This is a genomic window from Burkholderia sp. HAN2018 (genome assembly GCF_024704855.1).
GTDB lineage: Bacteria > Pseudomonadota > Gammaproteobacteria > Burkholderiales > Burkholderiaceae > Burkholderia > Burkholderia cepacia.
Genome location: NZ_QOBB01000356.1, coordinates 1 through 4763 on the forward strand (window position 1 = coordinate 1; position 4763 = coordinate 4763).

General features: G+C 67.5%; 4 protein-coding genes. All 4 read left to right on the forward strand.

Features of this window, described 5'->3' with window-relative positions:
• The first annotated feature begins 174 nt into the window (after positions 1–174).
• Genes glyQ through DPV74_RS39065 form a run of 4 tightly spaced genes read left to right on the forward strand, consistent with a single transcriptional unit; the run spans position 175 to position 4683 of the window.
• Positions 175–1179 (forward strand): glycine--tRNA ligase subunit alpha, encoded by a 1005-nt coding sequence (gene glyQ / locus DPV74_RS39050; RefSeq protein ID WP_021161195.1) that lies wholly within the window; start codon positions 175–177, stop codon positions 1177–1179.
• A gap of 22 nt (positions 1180–1201) precedes the next feature.
• A complete protein-coding gene (gene glyS / locus DPV74_RS39055) occupies positions 1202–3301 on the forward strand; it encodes a glycine--tRNA ligase subunit beta (RefSeq protein WP_119339132.1) in 2100 nt (699 codons plus the stop codon).
• A gap of 10 nt (positions 3302–3311) precedes the next feature.
• On the forward strand, positions 3312–3875 hold the full coding sequence (gene gmhB / locus DPV74_RS39060; protein ID WP_027789173.1) for a D-glycero-beta-D-manno-heptose 1,7-bisphosphate 7-phosphatase: 564 nt from the start codon (positions 3312–3314) through the stop codon (positions 3873–3875).
• A gap of 43 nt (positions 3876–3918) precedes the next feature.
• Positions 3919–4683, forward strand: a complete 765-nt coding sequence (locus DPV74_RS39065) for a 1-acyl-sn-glycerol-3-phosphate acyltransferase (protein ID WP_021161198.1) — start codon at positions 3919–3921, stop codon at positions 4681–4683.
• Positions 4684–4763: the final 80 nt, after the last annotated feature.

Here is a 4763-nt window from a genome sequence, read left to right on the forward strand (position 1 = left end):
CGCCCGGACGGGGCCGACGGCACGCCCGCCCGCGTTCCGGCCGCATCCGCTCGCCGATCCGGTAAAATTACGCGTTTCAGCACACTAACAAGCCGCGCCGCCGCGCGAGCCGACTCTCCGGGCCCCGCCCGGAGAGTCGCCCGCAACGGAGCGCCAGCGCCACGAAGGCTCTTCATGCTTACGTTTCAGCAAATCATCCTGACGCTGCAGTCCTACTGGGACAAGCAGGGTTGCGCCCTGCTCCAGCCCATCGACATGGAAGTCGGTGCAGGCACGTCGCACGTGCACACGTTTCTGCGCGCGGTCGGCCCCGAGCCGTGGCGCGCCGCGTACGTGCAGCCGTCGCGCCGCCCGAAGGACGGCCGCTACGGCGAGAACCCGAACCGCCTGCAGCACTACTACCAGTACCAGGTCGTGCTCAAGCCGGCGCCGGAAAACATCCTCGACCTGTACCTCGGCTCGCTCGAGGCGCTCGGCTTCGACCTGCAGCAGAACGACGTGCGCTTCGTCGAGGACGACTGGGAAAACCCGACGCTCGGCGCGTGGGGCCTCGGCTGGGAAGTGTGGCTGAACGGGATGGAAGTCACGCAGTTCACGTATTTCCAGGAAGTCGGCGGCCTCGAATGCAAGCCGGTGCTCGGCGAGATCACGTACGGCCTCGAGCGCCTCGCGATGTACCTGCAGAAGGTCGAGAACGTGTACGACCTCGTGTGGACCGAGTGGGAAGAGCAAGGCCCGAACGGCCCCGAGCTGCGCCGCCTGTCGTATGGCGACGTGTACCACCAGAACGAGGTCGAGCAGTCGACCTACAACTTCGAGCACGCGAACGTCGACCTGCTGTTCACGTTCTTCAACAGCTACGAAGCGGAAGCGAAGAAGATGATCGACGCGCAGCTCGCGCTGCCCGCGTACGAGCTCGTGCTCAAGGCCGGCCATACGTTCAACCTGCTCGACGCGCGCGGCGCGATCTCGGTCACCGAGCGGGCAGCGTACATCGGCCGCATCCGCGCGCTGTCGCGTCTCGTCGCGCAGGCTTACTACGACTCGCGCGAGAAGCTCGGCTTCCCGATGCTCGGCAACCCGCCGGGCGTGCCGGGCCTCACCACCGACGCCCAGGACGCCGCCCAGCCGGCATGGGCGCCGCCGCTCAAGGTCGAACGCAAGATCGATCAGGACTGACGAGACGAGATTCAATCCAGACATGACGCACAATCATCCCGCCCCCCTGCTCGTCGAACTGCTGACCGAAGAGCTGCCGCCGAAGGCCCTCGCGCGCCTCGGCGACGCATTCGCCGAAGGCCTCGCGCAACGCCTCGCGGCACGCGACCTCGTCGACGGCGAACTCGTGTTCGAACGCTACGCCACGCCGCGCCGCCTCGCCGTCGTCGTGCAGAACGTGCGCGCCGTCGCCCCTGAAAAGCAGGTCCGCGAAAAGGTCCTGCCCGTGTCGGTCGCGCTCGACGCCGAAGGCAAGCCGACCGCCCCGCTCGCGAAGAAGCTCGCGGCGCTCGGCCACCCGAACCTGTCGATTGCCGATCTCGAGCGCGCACAGGACGGCAAGGCCGAAGCGTTCTTCATCAACTATTCGGCAGCCGGCGCGACGCTCGCCGACGGCCTGCAGGCCGCGCTCGACGAAGCGCTCGCGAAGCTGCCGATCCCGAAATTCATGACCTACCAGCGCCCGGACGGCTCCGACGTGAAGTTCGTGCGCCCGGTGCATCGCCTGACGGTGCTGCATGACGACCGCATCGTGCCCGTCACCGCATTCGGCGTCGACGCCGGCGACACGACGCTCGGCCACCGCTTCCTGTCCGACGGCCTCGTCGCGATCCAGCATGCGCGCGCGTACGCCGACACGCTGCGCGACAAGGGCCGCGTGATCGCGCACTTCGCCGATCGCCGCGAAACGATCCGCACGCAGCTGAACGAACACGCGAACGGCGATACCGTCGTGATGCCCGAAGCGCTGCTCGACGAAGTGACGTCGCTGGTCGAATGGCCGGTCGTCTACCCGTGCCGCTTCGAGGACGAATTCCTGCAGGTTCCGCAGGAATGCCTGATCCTCACGATGCAGACGAACCAGAAGTATTTCGCGCTGACCGACGTCGGCGGCAAGCTGCGCTCGCGCTTCCTGATCGTGTCGAACATCGAGACGAAGACGCCGGGCGAAATCATCGAAGGCAACGAGCGCGTCGTGCGCCCGCGCCTCGCCGATGCGAAGTTCTTCTTCGAGCAGGACAAGAAGAAGCCGCTCGCCGACCGCGTGCCGCAGCTCGCGAACGTCGTGTATCACAACAAGCTCGGTTCGGCGCTCGCGCGCGTCGAGCGCCTCGAGGCGCTGGCCGGCGAGATCGCCCCCGCGATCGGCGCCGACGCCGCGCACGCGAAGCGCGCCGCGCGCCTCGCGAAGGCCGACCTGCTGACCGACATGGTCGGCGAGTTCCCGGAACTGCAGGGCACGATGGGCACGTACTACGCACGCCACGACGGCGAAGCCGACGACGTCGCGCTCGCGTGCGCCGAGCACTACCAGCCGCGTTTCTCCGGCGACGCACTGCCGACCACGCCCGTGTCGACCGCCGTCGCGCTCGCCGACAAGCTCGAGACGATCGTCGGCATCTGGGGGATCGGCCTCGCGCCGACCGGCGAGAAGGATCCGTTCGCGCTGCGCCGCCACGCACTCGGCGTGCTGCGCCTGCTGCTCGAGAAGCAGCTGCCGCTCGATCTCGTGTCGCTGCTGCGCACGGCCCATGCGCGCTTCGAAGGCGTGCCGGGCGTGGCCGAATCGACCGACGCGATCCTCGCGTTCTTCATGGATCGCCTGCGCGGCCTGCTGCGCGAGCGCGGCTATTCGGCCGGCGAAATCGACGCGGTGCTGAGCCTGAACCCGACGCGCGTCGACGATCTCGTCGCGCGCCTCGACGCGGTGCGCGAATTCACGCACCTCGCGGAAGCCGAAGCGCTCGCGGCCGCGAACAAGCGGATCTCGAACATCCTGAAGAAGTCGGAGGGCGGCGCGAACGGTGCGGTGCAGCCGACGCTGCTCGTCGAGGCCGCCGAGAAGGCGCTGCACGAACAGCTCGCGGCCGTGACGCCGCACGTGCAGTCGCAGCTCGAGGCGCGTGCGTACACGGGCGCGCTGTCGGCGCTCGCCGCGCTGCGCGCACCGGTCGACACGTTCTTCAACGACGTGATGGTCAACGCGGAAGATCCGGCACTGCGCGCGAACCGTCTCGCGCTGCTGTCCGCGCTGCACCAGCAGATGAACTGCGTCGCCGACATCTCGAAGCTCGCCGCATAAGGGCCGCACGATGCCGACCAGCCCCAACCGAAAGCTCGTCGTCCTCGACCGGGACGGCGTGATCAACGTCGATTCGGATGCGTTCATCAAGACGCCCGACGAATGGATCGCGCTGCCCGGCGCCCTCGAGGCGATTGCCCGGCTCAACCACGCGGGGTATCGCGTGGTCGTCGCGACCAACCAGTCCGGCATCGGTCGCGGGCTGTTCGACATGGCCGCGCTCAACGAGATGCACCTGAAGATGCATCGCGCGGCGGCCGCGGTCGGCGCGCGGATCGACGCGGTGTTCTTCTGCCCGCACACGGCCGAGGATCACTGCGACTGCCGCAAGCCGAAACCCGGGATGATGCAGATGATCGCCGAGCGCTTCGAGATCGATCCCGATCACACGCCGGTGGTCGGCGATTCGCTGCGCGACCTGCAGGCCGGCGTCGCGGTCGGCTTCCAGCCGTACCTCGTGCTCACCGGCAAGGGCAAGAAGACGCTCGCCGCCGGCAACCTGCCGCCCGGCACGAAGGTCCACGACGACCTGCGCGCGTTCGCGCTCGATTTCCTTTCACACGAACACGAGTGATGCGGCCGCCGCGCGCATCCTCCCTAACGCCAGACTTACGCCGATGCGCTTCGTCCGCTCCCTGCTGCTGCTGATCTACTTCGTCGTGTACACGGTGCCGTACGCCACCGCGTGCTTCATCGCCTTTCCGTTCATGCGCGCCGACGCGCGCTACTGGATGGCGGCCGGCTGGTGCAAGTCCACGCTGTGGGTCGTGCGCTGGCTGAACGGCATCCGCTACCGGATCGAAGGCTACGAGAACCTGCCCGACGGCCCGGCCGTGCTGCTGTCGAAGCACCAGTCCGCATGGGAAACGCTCGCGTTTCCCGCGCTGATGCCGAAACCGCTCTGCTACGTGTTCAAGCGCGAGCTGCTGTACGTGCCGTTCTTCGGCTGGGCGCTCGGGCTGCTGCACATGGTCAACATCAACCGCAAGGAAGGCAAGAACGCGTTCACGTCGGTGATCCGCCAGGGCAAGAAGCGCCTGTCGGAAGGCGCATGGATGATCATGTTCCCGGAAGGCACGCGCACGCCGGTCGGCAAGCAGGGCAAGTACAAGACGGGTGGCGCGCGCTTCGCGATCGAAACCGGTGCACCCGTCGTACCGATCGCGCACAATGCAGGCCGGGTGTGGCCGCGCAACTCGTTCACGAAATTCCCGGGCGTCGTCACCGTGTCGATCGGCAAACCGATTCCCAGCGAGGGGCTGACGCCCGATGCATTGAACTCGCAGGTCGAAGCATGGATCGAAGCGGAAATGCGCCGGATCGATCCGGATTCGTATCGCCAGGCGGGCAACGCCGGCACGCGCGATGCCGCGCGTGTCTGACGCCCCCGGGTGGCAGCCGTTGCGTACGACAAAAAGAAGCGAACTGATGAAACAGCGTCCGCGGCCACGGCCTGCCGTCG

Excerpts from the sequence above, each read along its gene's own strand:
- DPV74_RS39065 (WP_021161198.1), top strand. The coding sequence starts at position 3,919 with ATGCGCTTCGTCCGCTCCCTGCTGCTGCTGATCTACTTCGTCGTGTAC.
- glyS (WP_119339132.1), top strand. The coding sequence starts at position 1,202 with ATGACGCACAATCATCCCGCCCCCCTGCTCGTCGAACTGCTGACCGAA.
- gmhB (WP_027789173.1), top strand. The coding sequence starts at position 3,312 with ATGCCGACCAGCCCCAACCGAAAGCTCGTCGTCCTCGACCGGGACGGC.
- glyQ (WP_021161195.1), top strand. The coding sequence starts at position 175 with ATGCTTACGTTTCAGCAAATCATCCTGACGCTGCAGTCCTACTGGGAC.